This is a genomic window from Pseudomonas sp. R3-52-08, assembly GCF_003851745.1.
In the GTDB taxonomy this organism is placed as follows: Bacteria; Pseudomonadota; Gammaproteobacteria; order Pseudomonadales; family Pseudomonadaceae; genus Aquipseudomonas.
This window is the reverse complement of sequence record NZ_CP027730.1, coordinates 156,933-173,749: the sequence shown is the minus strand read 5'-3', so window position 1 is coordinate 173,749 and position 16,817 is coordinate 156,933. Positions and strand designations below refer to the sequence as shown.

The 16,817-nt window shown below is 63.6% G+C and carries 15 protein-coding genes; 6 read left to right on the top strand and 9 right to left on the bottom strand.

Annotated features, from left to right (window positions below; all coding sequences use genetic code 11):
* The first annotated feature begins 155 nt into the window (after window positions 1-155).
* On the top strand, window positions 156-746 hold the full coding sequence (locus C4J91_RS00735) for a phage tail protein (protein WP_124360699.1): 591 nt from the start codon (window positions 156-158) through the stop codon (window positions 744-746).
* Between the two features lie 49 nt (window positions 747-795).
* On the top strand, window positions 796-1,104 hold the full coding sequence (locus C4J91_RS00730) for a hypothetical protein (protein ID WP_124360698.1): 309 nt from the start codon (window positions 796-798) through the stop codon (window positions 1,102-1,104).
* Here C4J91_RS00730 and C4J91_RS00725 read toward each other — a convergent pair.
* The 4 genes from C4J91_RS00725 to C4J91_RS00710 are packed head-to-tail and all read right to left on the bottom strand — an operon-like array spanning window position 1,080 to window position 5,790.
* Window positions 1,080-1,595, bottom strand: a complete 516-nt coding sequence (locus C4J91_RS00725) for a GNAT family N-acetyltransferase (protein ID WP_124360697.1) — start codon at window positions 1,593-1,595, stop codon at window positions 1,080-1,082. The genes C4J91_RS00730 and C4J91_RS00725 overlap by 25 nt on opposite strands.
* Window positions 1,596-1,607: 12 nt before the next feature.
* On the bottom strand, window positions 1,608-3,704 hold the full coding sequence (locus C4J91_RS00720; protein WP_124360696.1) for an HlyD family efflux transporter periplasmic adaptor subunit: 2,097 nt from the start codon (window positions 3,702-3,704) through the stop codon (window positions 1,608-1,610).
* A complete protein-coding gene (locus C4J91_RS00715) occupies window positions 3,704-5,023 on the bottom strand; it encodes an efflux RND transporter periplasmic adaptor subunit (RefSeq protein ID WP_124360695.1) in 1,320 nt (439 codons plus the stop codon). The genes C4J91_RS00720 and C4J91_RS00715 overlap by 1 nt, the downstream gene beginning before the upstream one ends.
* Entirely contained in the window at window positions 5,020-5,790 is a 771-nt protein-coding gene (locus tag C4J91_RS00710) for an efflux RND transporter periplasmic adaptor subunit (protein WP_124360694.1), read from the bottom strand. The genes C4J91_RS00715 and C4J91_RS00710 overlap by 4 nt, the downstream gene beginning before the upstream one ends.
* Window positions 5,791-5,949: 159 nt before the next feature.
* Here C4J91_RS00710 and C4J91_RS00705 point away from each other — a divergent pair, with 159 nt between their 5' ends.
* The 4 genes from C4J91_RS00705 to C4J91_RS00690 all read left to right on the top strand — a co-directional run bounded on the left by C4J91_RS00705 (window position 5,950) and on the right by C4J91_RS00690 (window position 10,478).
* A complete protein-coding gene (locus tag C4J91_RS00705) occupies window positions 5,950-8,112 on the top strand; it encodes an outer membrane assembly lipoprotein YfiO (RefSeq protein ID WP_124360693.1) in 2,163 nt (720 codons plus the stop codon).
* Complete coding sequence (locus C4J91_RS00700) at window positions 8,109-8,813, top strand: DUF3142 domain-containing protein (protein WP_124360692.1); 705 nt, start codon at window positions 8,109-8,111, stop codon at window positions 8,811-8,813. Before C4J91_RS00705 ends, C4J91_RS00700 begins: the two co-directional genes overlap by 4 nt.
* 104 nt (window positions 8,814-8,917) lie before the next feature.
* Window positions 8,918-9,277, top strand: coding sequence for a helix-turn-helix transcriptional regulator (locus C4J91_RS00695; RefSeq protein WP_124360691.1), 360 nt, complete (start codon window positions 8,918-8,920; stop codon window positions 9,275-9,277).
* Complete coding sequence (locus C4J91_RS00690) at window positions 9,255-10,478, top strand: type II toxin-antitoxin system HipA family toxin (protein WP_124360690.1); 1,224 nt, start codon at window positions 9,255-9,257, stop codon at window positions 10,476-10,478. The genes C4J91_RS00695 and C4J91_RS00690 overlap by 23 nt, the downstream gene beginning before the upstream one ends.
* A gap of 36 nt (window positions 10,479-10,514) precedes the next feature.
* On the opposite strand, the gene C4J91_RS00685 is transcribed toward C4J91_RS00690, so the two are convergent.
* The 5 genes from C4J91_RS00685 to C4J91_RS00665 form a co-directional block, all read right to left on the bottom strand.
* Window positions 10,515-11,963: an efflux transporter outer membrane subunit gene (locus C4J91_RS00685; protein ID WP_124360689.1), complete on the bottom strand. Its 1,449-nt coding sequence runs from the start codon at window positions 11,961-11,963 to the stop codon at window positions 10,515-10,517.
* Window positions 11,960-13,018 carry an HlyD family secretion protein gene (locus tag C4J91_RS00680; RefSeq protein ID WP_124360688.1) on the bottom strand — a complete coding sequence of 353 codons (1,059 nt, stop codon included), beginning with the start codon at window positions 13,016-13,018 and terminating at the stop codon, window positions 11,960-11,962. Before C4J91_RS00680 ends, C4J91_RS00685 begins: the two co-directional genes overlap by 4 nt.
* A gap of 15 nt (window positions 13,019-13,033) precedes the next feature.
* Window positions 13,034-14,569 carry an MFS transporter gene (locus C4J91_RS00675; protein ID WP_124360687.1) on the bottom strand — a complete coding sequence of 512 codons (1,536 nt, stop codon included), beginning with the start codon at window positions 14,567-14,569 and terminating at the stop codon, window positions 13,034-13,036.
* 238 nt (window positions 14,570-14,807) lie between these two features.
* The gene (locus C4J91_RS00670) at window positions 14,808-15,728 is read right to left on the bottom strand and encodes a LysR family transcriptional regulator (protein WP_124360686.1); all 921 of its coding nucleotides are present in this window, start codon (window positions 15,726-15,728) and stop codon (window positions 14,808-14,810) included.
* Window positions 15,729-15,788: 60 nt separating this feature from the next.
* Entirely contained in the window at window positions 15,789-16,655 is an 867-nt protein-coding gene (locus C4J91_RS00665; protein WP_124360685.1) for a TauD/TfdA family dioxygenase, read from the bottom strand.
* Window positions 16,656-16,817: the final 162 nt, after the last annotated feature.

Genomic DNA, 16,817 nt, shown 5'->3' with positions numbered 1-16,817 from the left:
GCGCAAACACGCGCCACTCTAGGACAAAAGCCCCGGTTTCGCTCGCTGTTTCGCAACCGCCAGGCAGCAAGCAACAACGGCGACTACGCTCTGCGATGGCGCCGGACCGATTGGCGTCTTCCCCCCTGTCACGCCATCACAAGGATGAACGATCCATGGAAGTTTTCATCGGCACCATCCAACCCTTTGCGTTTGATTTCGCCCCCAGAGACTGGGCCCTGTGCGCCGGGCAAACCCTTGCCGTCAACCAGTACCAGGCGCTGTACGCCCTGCTCGGTGTCGTTTACGGCGGAAATGGCAGCGTCAGCTTCATGCTGCCTAACCTGCAAGGTCGAATGCCCATTGGTCAAGGCAGCGGCGCGGGGTTGTCGGCGCGCGTCATTGGCGAAATCTCCGGCACGGAATCCGTCACCGCCACCCTGCTCAACCTGCCTGCCCACACCCACGCCATGACACCACTCACCGCCACCACTTCGGTGCAACTGGCGAACACCTCCAGCAACCCGCTGACAGTACCCAGCGCTACCAACGCGTTTATCGGCGCTTCCGGCGGTGGGCCGGGCAGCGCTGCAATCTATTCAGACCAGCAGGGCGCCACGCCGGTCCCTCTGCAGGGCGTGAGCACCGCTGTGGCCGGAGGCACGATCAGTGTCGCCGGCCAGGGCCAGGCCTTGGCCACCATGAACCCTTACCTTGCGATCAATTTCAGCATTGCCTTGAACGGGCTTTTTCCGTCGCGCGATTAACCCCTGGCCGGGGCTCGCAGGCCCCGGCATCTCTGAAATGGAGCCTCACATGTTGAACCTGGTCACCCCGGAACACTTTCGACCGTTGCTTGATGGCACCGCCGTGCTTTACCTGCCCGACGGTTCGGCGCTGCCGATCCAAGTCCAAAGCCTCACCGAAACCCCCAAAGCCACCTTGCCAGGCAGCCCGCGCGGGGCCTTCAGGGTGCTGCTCGAAAGCCTTGTACCCACGGATTTCGTCGACGGCTTATGCCGTTTACCGCTGGCGGACGCCTGCCTCGAACAGGTGTTTGTGTCTCGCGAGCCCGCCATGGGCCGCGACAGCGAGCGGGGTTATTTCTGCATTGTGTTCAACTGAGACGGGTACCACACCAACCGCTGCGCGGCGGGCGTCTGTTCTTCCACCCGAAACCCCAGCGCCAGGTAATGCCGGCACGCATGGGGGTTGCTCGCCCACACCACCGTGCTCACCGGGCACGCCACCTGCGTGGCCGCCTGCTGCACCCCTTGCAAAACCGCGCGGCCAAAACCCTGGCCACGCGCGGTGGGAATGAATGCCAGGTACAACACCCGGATTTCATGGGGCCCGAAGTCGGCACTCAAGGCGCCGATGGGCGTGTCCAACTTTTCGATGACATAGTGCAGCGCACCGGGGAAATGCTCGTCCAGGCCCTTTTCCTGGACCTGGAATTGCTGGGCGATCACCTCCTCGACCAGCGCCTGCTCGCCATCAATCCACTGCAGATCCGCACGTGCCGAGCGGTAAAGGCGCTGCAAAAACGGCCCGTCGGTACTGCGTGAGGGACGCATCACCAGGCCCTGCGCCAGGGCACCTTGCTTGTTCGACATTGCGTTCAACTCCTAGAACCCGCTTTCCCGTACACCCAACGCCGCCGCCCGTCGCCAGGCCACGCCCAGCACCGACTCACTGCGCCCCTGCAGCACCACCACGCCGCGCAACGGCTGACGGGGCGTTGCAATCGCTTGCAGACTTTTCAAGCGTGCGCCGTATTGCGCCTGCACCGGCTCCGGGCGCTGGTTTTCATCGCGGCGCACGGCAATCGGCCCGTGGTGGTCTGAGGTCAGCGCCTCCTGGTCCAGGTAGGCCACACCGTTGGCGTCGATATCGGTCAATTCCACCGGGATGGCCGCGTGCATCGGGTCATCGGCGATAAACCGTCCGGTTGCCCCCGGCGCCACCCGCCACAGCTCGGCCTCGGCGATGTAACCGCGCAGGCGGGCGCCTTCTTCCACCACCCGCGCCAGCGAATCCTTGGGCGACAGCCAGCGCCCCACGCTCAATTGCGGCAGCACATCGCGCACCGTGCCGGCGTGAGGCGCGCGCAGCAGCAGGCGTTCGCGCTGGGCGGCCAGGCCACGGTATTCGGCGAGGGCCTGGGACAGGCGCTGATCATTGATGCCAGCGTCCACTGCCGTTTCACTGCGCCCGGCCTGGCGGCGCATCTGCAACTGCAAAATCTCCACTTCGCGACGCACGATACTTTGCCGGGCGTCCAGGTCCGGTGATTCCAGCTCGATCAGCACCTGGCCCTGGGTCACCACTTGCCCGTCCACCACCCGCAAGTGCTTGACCCGCGCCGCCACCGGCGCATGCAGCGCACTGGCGCGCCCGGCTTCGAGCATGGTCGGCAGCTCCACCGCGCTGCGCCAGGGCACCACCAGCGCGAGCACCACCAGCACCAGGCCCAGGCTGCTGAGCATGACTCGCGGCGCATGGGCCTGGCTGCGTCGGCTCCACCATTGGCGCCACTCCTTGAAGATCGGCAGGCCGATAAACCACACCAGTTCCACGCCCATCAGGACGATCCCCAGCAGCTTGAAAAACAGGTGATACACCGCCAGGGCGATCCCTAAAAACAGCGCCGCGCGCCACAGCCACGCCAGGTAGCCCCACCACAATAGCCGGCGTTGCATATTCGGCGACCACGGCTCCGGTGCCGGTTCGCCATACCCGAACAGCAGCTCGCGCAAGCGCCAGCGACACAGCGCAAAGGCGCGACCTTGCAGGTTATCCACTTCCCACCAATCGCTGATCAGAAAGTAACCATCGAAGCGCATGAACGGGTTGAGGTTGATCGCCAGGGTGGTCAGCCAGGTGGCGCTTGCCAGCATGAACGCTGCCGTGCGCGCCGGGCCGTCCGGCAGCAGCGACCAGGCCAGCAGGGCGATGCACGCCAGCAACAACTCGGCCATGACCCCACCGGCCCCGATCATCAAGCGCGCACGACGATCATTAACCCGCCAGGCATCGCTTACGTCGGTGTAGAACATCGGCAGCAGCACCATGAACGCTACGCCCATGCTCTGCACCCTGCACCCGGCGCGCTTGGCCATAAAGGCATGGCCGAATTCATGGCATAGCTTGGCAAAGAACAGCGCCACGCCAAACGCCAGGGCGCCGCCCAGGCTGAACAGATGCGGAAACGTCGCCACAAAGCGCTGCCAGTCGCGCGCGACCAGAAACACCCCAAGCGCCAAAATGATCGGCAAGCCGTAGCGCAACAACCCAGGGCCAAAGCGCGCCAGCAGCGGCCAGGCACGGTTGAGAAACGCATCCGGTCGCCACAGCGGAATCCGGAAAAACAGGTATTGATGCAGCAGCACCTGCCACAGGCTTTGTTTACGCGCGGCAGATTTGTAGAGGTAACTGGCGCGCTGCTGCGGGTCGAGGGCGGCGATCAGGTCGTGGGCGCGCAGAAAACCCAGCAGCTCATCCACTTCACTGCCGCCCAACGCCAGGCCCGGCTCGCGGTTGGCGGCCTGCAGGACTTTTTCCGGGTCACCCAAAGACCAGTGGCGCAGCAAGCGAATGGCGGTGGCGCCCAGTTTGAAATAACGCCCGCGCACCGGGTCGGCCAGGGTCCAGCGCGGCGAACCGTCCAGGGCCGCGCCGGCGCTGGACAGTTGCAGGTCTTCACGCAGTTTGGGCAAGTCCATCAGAGGCCCACGCTCTGGCGCAGGCCTGCCAGCGGCCGCCGCAACAGGTACAGCGCCAGCGGCGCGCGCTCGCCAAACAGCTTGGCCGTGCCGCGCAGGCCGATACGCGGCGGTGCTTCGTCGAATTGCGCATCCAGGCGATAGGCCAGTTGGCCACCCGGTGTGGGCTGCGCTTCATAGGCTGCCCGTTGCAAGGTCGCCAGGTGGCGATGCAAAGGGTCGCTGTCGAGGAACAGCGCTACCTGGGCGTTCGGTTCCAGGGCGATCGCATCGCCTACCGCCAGCTCAATGCGCAACTCGGCCTGGTCGGGGTCGGCAATCTGCAACAGGCGCTCGCCGGTTTGCACGGGCTTGCCGGTCCAGCGCTCGGCGTCGGCGAAGACGGCGATACCGTCGCGCTCGGCGCGCACTTCGCTGCGCTTGAGCAGTTCGCGGGCGTAATCGCGTTCGGCGCGTTTTTGCTCGACCCGGGCCGCCAGCAGGTCGATACGCGAATTCGATTCGGCATCGGCAAAAGCTCGCTGCGCGCTGGCCTTCAACTCGGCCTCGGCTACGCCCAGGGCACGCGCCGACACGTCGGCCTGGGCCGTGAGGGTGGTGCTTTCGAAACGCAGCAACAGGTCACCGGTTTTTACCGCCTGGTTGGGCTTGACCAAAAACTGTGCAATCACCCCATCCAGCGGCGCCGCCACCACCTGCCCGGCCAGCGGCACCACTTCGGCGGGCGCCAGCACGGATTGGCGCACCGGAATCAGCAGCAACAGCAGCAAGGCGACCACCACCATCAGCCGGCGCTTGCGAGTCAGGCGCAACCGCCACGGCCGCTGCGGCTGCAGTGCATGCCAGGCATGGCTGCAGGTGTCGCCCAATTGCGCCAGCAACACTTGCTCGGCCGGATTCCACGGGGTATCTCGCGCCAGCCACAGGCCACCGAACACTCGGCCCTGGGGGTCGATCAACGGCAACCAGAACACCTGGCCGGCAGACAGGCTTTGCCAGTCCGCCCGCACCGCCTCGCTCAACTGCTCCGCCGGCACTACGCGTGCGGTCTGGGCCAGCGCCTGCTTGTGCAACTGCGCCACCGCCTGCTCGACAAAGGCCACGAACGGCGCATTCGGGTCGACGTTACTCACGGCTGTCACCGCCTGCACCTTGCCGGCGATCAACAGTGCGGCATGCCGATAGCCGAACAGCGGCTGGCTGTCATTGACCAGGCTGTAGGCCAGTTGCTCGGTGGTGCGCGCGGCACGGGTCTGGCGTTCCAGGTCCAGAAACTGCGCAAACACCCGCTCGCTGCTGCCCGGCATCGGGGCGTTCATTGCAATTGCGCAAACTGTGCGGTGCCACTCATGCCTGCCATCAACCCGGCGGCGTTGGGTAAAGTGGCGACCAGCAGCAGCGTCTGGCTGCCCTCGTCAATGCGCGCGCCGAGTCGTTTGACCGTGGCGCTGAACGCCTGGCCGGTTTCATCGGGGGTAAAAGTGAAGGTCTGGCCGGGCTTGAGCTTGTCCATCCAGCGTGACGGCACCAGCAGGTGGATTTCCAGGCTGCGGTTGTCGACGATTTCCAGCAGCGGCGCCCCGGCCGACACGCTTTCATAGCGTTGCACCTTGCGTTGCACCACCTGGCCGTCATACGGCGCCAGCACGCTGCAACGCTTGACCTGCACCTGATAGACCTGGGACTGGGCCTGGGTTTCGCTGAGTTTGGCTTCGGCGCGGGCCACTTCAAAGCGCCCGACTGAATTGAGCGCCGCCAGCTGTTTGTTGTGGGCCAGCTCTTCACCGGCGCCACGGCTGGCAGCCTGGGCGGCATTCAATTGCGCCTGGTAGGCCGAGCAATCGAAACGCGCCAGGGTGTCGCCCTTCTTGAACGACTCGCCCTCACTGAACGGCAGTTCGACGATGCGCCCCGACAACTCGCTGGCCAGCACCGCCTGGTCGCGGGCCCGTAACACGCCGCGCGCCTCATCGGTGCCGGCCGCAGCCGCCGGCGGGTGATCCAGCAAGGGGTCGTCCGCCATGGCGACAGGCGCCACGCCGATCACGCAGGCAACACTCAACAGCCATAGCCGCAATAGCTTCATACGATCCTCCCTGATGAAGAACGCAGTCTATGTCAGCAAGGTTAAAACGCCACTACCCTCAATCGGACAAATCCGTGATTTGTGTGAGCGTTCACCGAAGCTGGCGTCGGATCACGCTATGATTGCCGTCCTCCAAGGACCCAGGATCAAGGACACGTCATGCGCATCGGTTTATTGTCACCTCTGGCACTGGCTCTGCTGGCCGGCATTCCCCTGACGGCCCAGGCCAGTTCCGACGACTCGTGCTACCCCGACTGGCGGGTGTCGCGTGACAGTCTCGAACCCTGCAGCAACCAACCCTTTCTCAGCCCAGGCAACGATAGCCGAGTAAACCTGCGCCTGTTGCTGGCCGACAAAAAGGCCGCACCCCTGGCGCCGAATGCCCTGAGCGAAGACGACCTGGCCCAGGGTTTCGGCCCGGTGCCGTTTCCGGTGTATCGCCTGGTGCCGGTCCCGGCCGCAGAGGACGAACCCGATAACCAAGCGGACGATTCGCGCACCGCCGAGCTCGACACCCTGCTCGCGCCGCTGGGCATCAAGCGTGAGGAGTACAAGACCGCAGGCGAAGCGTTTCTCGATGGCGAAGGCAGCCGCTGCCGCAGCAACGCTGATGACAGCGCCACCGCGTTTATCAGCCAGGTGATCAAGGCCGATATGCCGCCCGCCGAGCGCGACCTGCTGGTGAAAGCACGTTTGCAGCTGCTGACCACCTGTGACTGGGACGGCCAGGTGGTGGATGCGCAGCTGACCCCTTCGGCCAGCGCCCAACTATTTCGCACTTATCTGCAGGCCGCCGCTGACTTCTACAGCGGCCGCTTCGGTAACGCCGAACGCGGTTTCGCCGCCGCCGCTACCAGCGATGTGCCCTGGCTGAAGGAAACCGCGCTGTACATGACCGCGCGCACCTCGCTGAACCAAGCCCAGGCCGAAGCCTTCGACGAATACGGTGTGCCCCAGCGCGAGCATGTGGACAAGGCCGCGTTGAGCGACGCCGAAGAAGGCTTTCTCGGCTACCTGAAAACCTACCCGCAGGGCGCTTACGTCGCCTCCGCCCGTGGCCTGCTGCGCCGCGTGCATTGGTTGGCGAATGACCAGACCAAGCTCGCCGAGGACTTCACCTGGCAGTTCACCGAGGCCACCGACGCCCAGCGCAATGTCGACGTGGACGCGTTGGTGGAAGAAGCCGACCTCAAGTTGCTGATGGCCCGCAATCCAGCGGCGAACAGCCCGATGCTGCAACTGGTCAACGACCTGATGGCCATGCGCGCTCACACCCCGCCGCTGTTGAGCCGCGAAGACCTCGACAAGCAAAAGAGCACCTTCGCCAACGAGCCGGCCTTGTTCGACTACCTGCAAGCGGCGTATGCCCTGTACGTCGAGCACCAACCCGACACGGCCCTGAAGCACCTGCCGACGGACCTGCCGCCAAACCTGGATTACTTCGCCTTCAGCCAGCAGACCCTGCGCGCCCTGGCCCTGGAAGCCAAGCAAGACTGGAAAGGCGCCGAAGCGCTGTGGCTGCAACTGCTGCCGCTGGCCAAGCAACCGCTGCAACGCGACCAATTGGAGCTGGCGCTGGCGATGAATTACGAGCGCAGCGGCCAACTGGCCAAGGTGTTCGCCGCCGACTCGCCCATCAGTGCCAGGCAGGTGCGCTACATCCTGCTGCGCAACGTGGCCGGTCCCGACCTGTTGCGCCAGCAGGTCGCCAAGGCCAACGACCCGACTGAACGCCAGACCGCCCAATTCGTGCTGCTCTACAAAGACCTGCTGCACCGCCAGTTCGCGACCTTCGCCGACGACCTCAAGCAGGCCTCGCTGTCTGACGACAAACTCGGCACCAGCCTGGGTTACACCTACAGCGGCGGGCAAAGCCTGAAGCTGTTCCAGTGGAACGGTGACAAGGCCGAATCCGGCTATGCCTGCCCGAGCGTCGCGCAAACCGCCGCGACCTTGCAAAGCGACGCAAAAAACCCGCAAGCCCTCAACTGCCTGGGGGAATTCATCCTGCGCAATGGCCTGGACGGCATGCCGCTGGAGCAAGCCCGCGCCACCGGCAGCCTTGGCAGCACCGCCTCGGAGTTCAAAGGTGAAACCTTCTCGCGCCTGGACGGCTACCAGCAGGTGATCGCCAATGCCAAGGCGCCCAAAACCGACCGGGCCTACGCACTGTTTCGCGCGATCAATTGCTACGCGCCGGCCGGCTACAACAGCTGCGGCGGCGAAGACGTGGCGCCGGGCGTGCGCAAAGGCTGGTTCCGCCAGCTCAAGAGCGGTTTCGCCGACACCCAGTGGAGCAAATCGCTGCAGTACTACTGGTGAAAATGCTGTGGCTGGGCCTGCTGTTGCTGGCAGGCCCGGCCTTCGGTGCTGTTGACGCCCGTGGCTACGACGCCTTCTGGCTGTGGAGCGGCGTCGCGCCCCAGCCGGTGCTCAAGCAGGCCAAGACCCTCTACATCCTGCAGGGCCAGATCAACTCCACCCGCCGCGCGCCGCAACGCGGTGTGCAACTGATCGCCCAGGGCATGAACGTGCCGCGCATTACCCAGGGCGACATCTGGGTGGTCTACCGCGCCCATACTCTGCGATGGCCGGAACAGGTCTACACCCAACTGCTTGGCCAGGTGCAACGCTGGCGCGACGCGGGCAACCCGGTGGTCGGCATCCAGATCGACTTCGACGCCCGTACCCAGTACCTGCACGAATACGCGGCCTTCCTGCGCGACCTGCGCCAACGCCTGCCGGCCGACCTGCGCTTGAGCATCACCGGCCTGATGGACTGGAGCAGCAACGCCGACCCCGCCGCCATCGCCCAGCTCAAGGGCGTGGTGGATGAAGTGGTGGTACAGACCTATCAAGGGCGGCACAGCATCCCCGACTACGCCGCGTATTTGCCCCGCATGAACCGGCTGGGCGTGCCGTTCAAGGTCGGCCTGATTCAGGGCGGGGACTGGCAAGCGCCGGAGTATTTACAGGGGAGTGAGTGGTTTCGGGGGTATGTGGTGTTTTTGCAGAACCGGTGAGTCCGCCGACAGGGAAAATCCGCATCGAGCTGGAGTTTGTGCAGACTGGCTTAAATAGAGTCGATGATATAAGTTACTCTTACCGCGTTAAAGGGTGATATATCATGCAAACTACGGGCAAGCCAAACCCTCACAAAGGGTACATCTCAGAGCGAAGCGATGAGCTGATGAAAGGTATTGGAAACGGTATCGAAATAGCCCGTATTCGTCGTCGGCTGAAAATTTCCACCATATGCAGCCGCGCGGGCATAACCCGGCAAACGTATCAACGACTGAGACACGGAGAAGCCGGCGTATCCCTCGGTGTACTGATGAATGTGCTCAGCGCGATGGACCTGGAGGAAGGGATGGCGAGCATCGCATCGCCAGACCTTGACCAGGTCGGGATTACCCTGAGCCTCGCCCGTGAGCCTGACCGAATTCGCACAGAAGGAGACCCCCATGTCCTGGAAGCCGATTGGTAATGCATTCGTTTTTTCGGCTCACTCAATCGGTGATCCGGTCCCCGTCGGTGAAGTGGCGATGCACGGGGGCGGATTCGTTTTTCGCTACGCGAACAGCTGGCTCGCACGACCCAACGCATTCGCGATTGACCCGCTGAATTTGCCACTGACCCCCAACCAGTATTCCTCCACACGCATGTTTGGGGTGCTTGACGACGCCACTCCGGACAATTGGGGCCGGCGTGTTCTGCTGGCCACCCACAAACAGCATCCACAAAACGACATCGAATGGCTGCTTGCCTCGCGGGGTGCCGGGGTCGGTTGCCTGCTTTTCAGTGCTTCGCGCCATCTGTTACCTACCCTGCACCAGCCGCCACAATTTGAAGATCTCGAAAAAATCATGGTTGGCCTCGATCAAGTCGAGAAAGGCGATGTGGACCTCCCTGCGGAAATCGCACGGCTATTCGAGTTCGGAAGCTCTATGGGCGGCGCCAGACCCAAGGTCACCGTGACTTTTGAAGGTAAGGAATGGATTGCCAAGTTCGGCCGCAGCGACGATGTTTTCGATCAGCCCCGTGCTGAATTTGCCAGCCTGCAAATGGCGAACGCGGCGGGTCTACCGGCAGCGGGGCACAAGTTGGTCGAGGTAGCAGGCAGGCCGGTGTTAATGGTCGAGCGTTTTGACCGGCATGAAGGAACGGGGCGCGAGCACTATGTCAGCTGCAACTCTTTGGTAAGCGCCGAGAAGCCGAGAATGCGCGTTGGCGCGGTTGATAGTGACGTTTCCTATTCCAGAATCGCCGACGTTTTGAAGAAAGTCAGCGACGATGCAACGCTCGACATGCGTGAGCTTTACCGGCGTATGGCATTCAATGTGCTCATCGGAAATAGCGACGACCACCTGAAACAAACCGGACTGCTGTTGACCAGCTCGTCGGGCTACTCCCTTGCGCCAGTATTTGACGTGCTGCCCCATCCGACGCAACTAGGCTTGCAGGCGCTCATCATTGGGAATGAAGGAAGGGTATCGTCTGTCAGCAATTTGCTGAGTACGCCCGAGCGCTTTGGGTTGGGGGTTGATGAAGCAAGATCCATCGTCACTGACGTATATACCGTCGTGCGAGAAGCCTCCGGTTTTTTTGAGGCGGCAGGCTGTAGCAGTGCCGATGCCAGCATGCTTTCCACGGTATGCACCCGGTTTGAAACGCAGCTGATCCCATGACCCGGGTGCGCAACCGAAGACGACCTCACGTCCGTCCTATTGCGCATCTGAACGCGCCAGCGGATACACCGATTCCCAGCCGCCACCCAACGCTTTGTACAAGCCCACCATCGCCAGCGACACACTCGTAGAACTTTCCACCCACTGTTCCTGAGTCGCCAGCAGCGCGCTTTGCACGGTGAGCACGTTGACGAAATCCGCCACGCCTTCGACGTACTGGTGTTGCGCGGTGGTCAAGGCGATCTGGTTCTGGCGCACGGCTTCGGCGAGGCTGTCGCGGCGCAGTTGGCTGGCGTTGTAGCGGGTCAACTGGTCGTCGATTTCATGCCAGGCGCGCAGCACGGTTTGCTGGTAGGCCAGCGCCGCTTCCTGTTGCTGGGCTTCGCGCAGGTTCACCATACCTTGCAAGCGCCCGCCGTTGAACAGCGGCAGGCTGAACTGCGGGCCGAAGGCAAAGGCGCGCGAGCCCCAGGAGCCGAGATCCGAGAGCTGCATGGCCTGGGAGCCAAGGCTGCCGGACAAGGTGATGCGCGGGTAGAAATCGCCCTTGGCCACGCCGATGCTGGCGGTGGCAGCGTGCAAGCGGGCTTCGGCCTGGCGGATGTCCGGGCGGCGCTCGGCCAGTTCCGACGGCAGGCCGATAGCGACCTGGCGCTGGGTCTGCGGTACGGCAGCGTCCTTGGACAGTTGCGCGTGCAGGGCTTGCGGAGGCTCGCCCATCAGCAGGCTCAGGGCGTTGATCAACTGGTCCTGGCGCTGCTGCAAATCCGGCAGGCGCGCTTCGATGGCGGCGACTTGGGCGGCGGCTTCGGCCACGTCCAGGTCGGTTGCCACGCCATCGGCCAGGCGCAGTTGCGAAAGCTTGAGGCTGTGGCGGGCGACGTCGAGGTTCTGCTCGGTGACGGCGCGGGTGTTTTGTACGCCGCGCAGTTGGATGTAGTCCTGGGCGGTCTCGGCCAGCACCGACAGCAACACGGCGCGGCGGTCGTTTTCCGCGACTTCCAGGGTGGCGTCGGCGGCTTCGGTCTCGCGCTTGACCCGGCCCCAGAAGTCCAATTCCCAAGCGGCGGAAAAGCCCATGTCCCACTGGTTGAACGCCGAGCGGCCGTTTTCGCCGGAGGGGTCGTTCAAGCCTCTGCCACTGTTGCGCTTGCGCTGGTAAGCGCCGCTCCCGTCGACGTTGGGGTAACGCTCGGCGGTGGTTACCTGGCGCACGGCGCGACTTTGTTGCAGGCGGCTGCTGGCCAGTTTCAGGTCGAGGTTATCGCTGAGGGCGCGGCGTGTGAGGGCCGACAGTTGCTCGTCGTGGAATACGTCCCACCAGCGCTCCTGCAACGGGTCACTGGTGGCGCGACTGGCCGCCTGACGCCCCTGGGGCTCAGTCCATTGGGCCACAAACGGACCCTGCGGCCGCTGGAAATCCGGGCCGACGGTGCAAGCGCTCAAACTGATCAGGCTCAGGGTGAGCCAGGCGAGATGTCTCATTGCTGGGCCACCTCATGTTGTTGCGCGGCGGCGTGGGTGTCGACGCTGGCTTCCACCGACATCCCTACGCGCAAGCGTTCGGTCAGCGGTTGGTTTGGCTCAAGCACAATCTTCACCGGAATACGCTGCACCACCTTGGTGAAGTTACCGGTGGCGTTGTCCGGCTTGACCGAGGCAAAGGTCACCCCCGTGGCAGGCGCCAGGCTTTGCAGGTGGCCGTTGAGCAACTCGCCATCGAGGCTGTCGACCCGCACCTGCACAGCTTGGCCGGCCTGCATGTGAGACAGTTGGGTCTCCTGAAAATTGGCCACGACATAGGCTTCGGCCAGCGGCACCACGGCGAGGATCTTGCTGCCCGGCGTGACATAGGCGCCAACCCGTACCGCACGCTCACCGACCATGCCGTCCAACGGCGCGACGATGCGGGTGTAGGACAGCTGATAACTGGCCATTTCCAGCGCGGCCTGTGCGCGCTTGAGACCGCCTTCGGCAGCGTCACGCTGGGCGGTGAGAATTTCCACTTGCTTGCGTTCGGCCGCCAGCACCGCCGTGGATTTGGCCAGGCGCGCGGTGGCCTGGTCGATGCGGGTCTTGGCTTGCTGGGCGTTCTGCACGGTGCCCGCGCCGACGCCGGCGAGGTGGTTGTAGCGGTTCAGTTCGTGTTCGGCAAACGCCACTTCGGCGCGATCGGCCGCTACGGTGGCCTGGGCCTGGGCGATTACCGAGCTTTGGCGTTCAAGGGTCGCGGTGGCGTTTTTCAGTTGGGCCTGGGCGACCAGGGTGTCGGCGTCGGCGGCCTGGGCGGCGGCGCGAAAATCACGGTCGTCGATCAGCGCCAACAGTTGGCCGGCCTTGACGCGCTGGTTGTCTTCCACCAGCACCTCCTTGATGAACCCGGCAACGCGGGGTGCAACCAGGGTGAAGTCGGCGGCGACGAAGGCGTCGTTGGTGGTCTGGCGCTGGCTGCCCAGGATGCCCGGCGCAACCAGATACACCAGCACGCCCACGGCAAATACGGCGATGACGGAGACGGCAATTTTGTCTTTGCGTTTCATGAAAAATCCTTGGGGTCAGGTCGGTGCGCGAGGCGGGAAAATCCGCGTGGGCATCCAGAAAATCAGCAGGATCAACGCCACCGCGACACCGGCCATGACGACATAAAGATCCGAAGAGGTGAGCACCACAGTCTGCTCGTGCAGGCGGTGCGCCAGGCTCGACGCGTCGCCGTCGGCCAGGGGCGAGTTGCCCAGGTGGTCCACCAGCATGGTCGAGTGGAAATGCCCGCGCTGGGTGGTCAGCGTATCCAGCACCGCCGTGGCGATCACGGCGGACAGACCCTTGACGGTGTTGAACCACGCCGAGGCGAACGGCCCTTCGATGGGTTGAATACTGCCGGTGGACAGCATCAGCAAGGGCAGAACGGCCATCGGTTGACCGAAAATCTGCAGCAGGTACCAGCCATAAAAATCATCGCGAATCCACGCCGAGGTCAGGTGCGAACTGCCGATACAGCACAACGCCAACATGCCCAGCCCCATGCCCAGCACCCAGCGGCAATCGACCCAGCGCAGATTGCACAGCGCCGCCACCAGCGGCAGCGCGATCAACTGCGGCAGCGCCATCAGCAGCATCACCGGCGCGGTTTGCAGCGGCCGGTAGCCCTGGACCTGGGCGAGAAAACTCGAGGGGATGATGATCACCGAGGTCAGTACCATCAACACCCCGGCCAGTACGATCAAGGCGAACGACAGGTTGCGCAGGCCGAGCATCTGCAGCTTGAAGAATGGCAGCGGCTGCGACCATTCGTTGAGCATGAACAGCACCAGCAGCAGCGCGCCGCCACTGAGCAAAAAGGTGATCAGGCCCGACTCGAACCAGTCCAGGCGATTGCCTTGCAACAGGCCGATCACCAGCATGCAGATCGCCGGGAAGCCCAACAGCAGACCACGCCAGTTGAACTGTTTGAAGCGTTCCAGGCGCAGCGGATCCTGCGGCAAGCCGTAGGCCACGGCGGCCATCGCCAACAGGCACGGCCCGACGATCTGCCAGAACGCCCATTGCCAGCCGACGTATTCGGTCCACAGCGCCGCCAATGGCGTGCCCAGGCTCGGGCCGAAAGTGGCGGTCAGTGCATAGCCGGCCAACCCGTACAACTTGACGTTGGCCGGCAGAAAGCGCAGCGCCACGGTCATCAACATCGGCGGCAACGCGCCACCGGCCAGGCCTTGCACGGTGCGCAGCAGCAACAGGCTTTCGTAGTTCGGTGCAAACGGGCACAGGATGCCGAGCAGCGTAAACACGCCAATGGCACCCAGGGTGAAACGGCGCAGGGAGAGCGTCACCGCGCACCACGGCGCGAATGCCATGGCTGCGACGGAAGTGGCGGTGTACGCCGCGACCAGCCAGGTGCCTTCGTCAAAGCCGATGTATAGCGCACCACGGATATCGGCGAGGGCGACCTTGGTCACCATTTCGTTGAGGCCAGACACCAGCACCGCCAGCAACACGCCGACCAGGCCGATGATGATGCGCGGGCCGAACACCGGTGGGCTGGGCGCAGTGGGTTTGGCTGCGGCCTCGAAGGCGGGGGCAGCGAGGGAAGTCATGGACAGGTAACTCGGAATGGGAATACCCGAGTAGTTTAATCAGGCAAATGCATGACAAAAAGTGACTTGTTGGAAGGTTGTAAGTGCGTCAGACGCAATCCACCTGGTGTTGCAGGGGGCTTTTAATGTGGGAGGGGGCTTACCCCCGATTGCGGAGTGACAGTCACCTGATGTGAAACTGAAACACCGCTATCGGGGGCAAGCCCCCTCCCACATTTGACTGTGTGTGGCTTCAGAATCAGCCCGGCTGGGCTTCCAGCCAGGTGGCGTGGCAGCTCTCGCGCATGGTTTCGCGCAGCCATTTGTGCGCGGGGTCTTTATCGAAGCGCGGGTGCCAGGATTGCGCCAATACCAGGGTCGGCAGCGAAATCGGCAAGGCGAACGAGCGCAGCGGCAGCTTCAGGCGCCGGGCGCTCAGGAGGGCTTCCTTGGGCACCGGCAGCAGCAGGTCGGAGTCAGGCAGCATGAACATCGCGCCGTGAAAGCCGGGAGCGATCATTGCCACGTGACGCTCCAGGCCCTGGGCATTCAAGGCGGTATCGATAGGCCCACGGGCGATGCCGCGTCGCGAGATGCTGATGTGGGAATAGCTGGCAAACCGAGCGGCGGTGATCTCTTCGTCGAACAGCGGGTGATCTTCCCGCGCCAGGCCGACAAACGTGGTCGAGAACAGGTTCTGCACCTTCACTTCGGGACCAGCCGGCATGGTATTGCTCACCCGCAGGTCCAACCGCCCTTCGCGCAGCGCTTCGTCGTCGGTGTCGCCCTCGGGCACGAAGCGCAGTTCGCAGAACGGCGCCGCGCGTTGCAGGGTGTCGAACAGCCGACCGCCATACACGCCGATGAAAAAGTCATTGGCGCGCACGCTGAAGCGGCGGCGCAAGGTGCTCAAATCGACCTGGTCCGCCGAGCGAAACAACAACGCCGCCTGCTCCACCACGTTGCGCACCTGGGCTTGCAGCTCTAGCGCCTTGGGCGTCGGCACCAGGCCGCGGCCGGCACGCACCAGGATCGGATCACCCACCGCCTCGCGGATACGTGTGAGGGTACGGCTCATGGCCGCCGGGCTCAGGTTCATCCGTCGCGCGGCGCCCACCACGCTGCCTTCATCGAGCAAGGCGTCGAGGGCGACCAGCAGGTTCATGTCGGGTAGTTGCATGCCAAGCACTCGTGTTCGGTCGGGAGTGAACTGGACGCAATCCTAGCAGGCTTTAGCGGTTCAGAACGGCGCGTCGCCCTGGATGGTGGTGCGGAACAACTTGCGGCGCAGATGGCTCGGGCAGCCGGCCGCCAGGTGGATCAGCGAGCGGTTGTCCCAGAACACCAGGTCGTGAGGCTGCCACTGGTGCCGGTAGATGTTTGCCGGCAGCACGCTGTGGGCGTAGAGCTGGGCCAGCAGGTCGCGGCTTTCGTCCTCTGGCAGGCCGACGATGCGGGTGGTGAAGCCTTCGCTGACGAACAGTGCCTTGCGGCCGTTTTCAGGGTGAGTGCGCACGATGGGGTGCTCCACTTCGGCCACTTGGGCGAGTTGCTCAGGGGTCAGGGTGGGACGCCAGTTGCCCTCGAATTTGCTTTCGCTGTAACGCGCGGTGTAGGAATGCGCGGCGCGGCGCCCTTCGACGGCGTTGCGCAGGTGCTCGGGCAGTTGCTCCCAGGCTTTGTGCATGTCAGCAAACAGCGTGTCGCCGCCTTCGGACGGCAGTTCCTGGGCATGCAGCATCGAGCCCAGGCTGGGCAGCTCTTTGTACGACAGGTCCGAGTGCCAGAATTTGCCTGCATCGCCCAGGCCGACGGACTGGCCGTTTTCGATGATGTTGGAGACGATCAGGAGCTCCGGGTGGTTGGCCAGCAGGAACTGTTTGAGCACATGGATTTGCAGCACACCGAAGCGGCGGCTGAAGGCGATCTGTTGTTCGGGGGTGATGCGTTGGTCGCGGAACACGATGACGTGGTGGTCCAGGTGTGCGCGATGGATGCGGGCGAAGTCCTGGTCGTTGACGGGTTGGGATAGATCCAGGCCGATGATTTCGGCGCCGACACTGCCGGGGAAGGGGCGGATGTCGAAGGTTTGGTTGATGGTGGACATTGGATTCACTTCCGGCAGACAGGGGAGTGAATTTATAGGTCTAAGAATGGAAGTTTAAATACTGTTAGGGCATATCTATATGCTTTGGGTGATGCTAATGGCCTCATCGGGGGCAAGCCCCCTCCCACATTTGAATGCGTTCACAGATCAAGTGTGGGAGGG